Annotated in this window: 1 protein-coding gene and 1 pseudogene; both read left to right on the forward strand. The window is 47.8% G+C overall.

The window, feature by feature from the left end; all coding sequences use genetic code 11:
• On the forward strand, positions 1-194 hold a 194-nt coding region (locus BG32_RS03375), incomplete at its 5' end, for a CinA family protein (protein WP_183084273.1).
• A pseudogene (locus tag BG32_RS03380) lies at positions 170-1,159 on the forward strand (transcription-repair coupling factor); the annotation flags it as partial. The gene BG32_RS03375 and the pseudogene BG32_RS03380, both read left to right, overlap by 25 nt.

A 1,159-nucleotide genomic window follows, 5' to 3' on the forward strand; every position in this document is an offset into this window, starting at 1 on the left:
GAATAGCCGGACCGACTGGAGGCACAGAATCCAAGCCTGTGGGTATGGTCTGCTCTGCGGTTAGGATCGGCGATTTAACAAAAACTTATACCGACACGTTTAGAGGGGATAGAGAGACTGTTCAGCTTAGAGGTGCGAGTACAGTCTTAAAGAGGTTGTGGAGGTTATTTTGGAACGAGTTTTATATAGAGTGAATGAACCAATCTCCTGGGTTGAAAAAGGAGATCATAGTGCTTCGCGAAACTTGATCATCTTCCCAAGTGAGAGAATGCTTGATTCCTTCATTGAGATCCATGAGAGACGTGAAGGAGACGGCTTCTTTTTTTCTCATGATGTGTTTCCATTTGAGGAAATAGGTACTTCTTCGAGGATAAGATCGGAAAGGCTAGCCCTGCTCAGAAAGCTTCTCCTCGGAGAGCTGAGAACGGTTTACACTTCTTTTCACGGAATCCTGAGAAAGACCGTACCGATCGAAGTTTTCGAAGAGCTGTCCTTCAAGGTCGAAGTTGGCGGCCCGATGACAATCAGCGAGGACCAGCTTCAGAGTCTCGGATATTCGAGATCATTCTCAGTTACTATCCCGGGAGAGTTCGCAATAAGAGGTGGAATTGTAGATGTCTTCATACCCGGATCGGAAATGCCGGTGAGGATAGACACCTTCGACAGGGAAATTGAGTCCATCAGGAGTTTCGATCCGGTCTCCCAGAAGAGTCTACAAAGGTTGAACGAAGTGTTGATTACTCCGGCCGCAGAAGGGATTACGGCTTCGCCTTTCAAAGAAACTGCACTGAAGCGAATCAGGGCGGCCGAGCAGGCGACTGGGGTCTCAGATGAGATTCTCTTAGCCCGATTGGATACCATGGACACAACGGCCGGCATCTTCTACGAACGCCAGTCGATACTTCTCGACTTTCTAGAAGGCTACAGCGTTATCTTTGTGAAGCCCGACGATGCGATCGTCGAATATGGAAGAAGAGAACGAGAAACACTGGAACTCCTTTCCGAAAAGGCGGTAAGAAAGTTCCTTTACATTAGGTACGGGGGAGTTTCGTCGGAAGTGCTGATGAAGCTCAACGAATACTCGATCGTTTCCGACGGCGACGTTTCTTCTCTAGACTACGACGAAGAATTGACTGAAGAACTTCAGATCATCAAGAGA

It is taken from the genome of Mesotoga sp. HF07.pep.5.2.highcov, assembly GCF_003666285.1.
GTDB classification, from domain to species: Bacteria; Thermotogota; Thermotogae; order Petrotogales; family Kosmotogaceae; genus Mesotoga; species Mesotoga prima.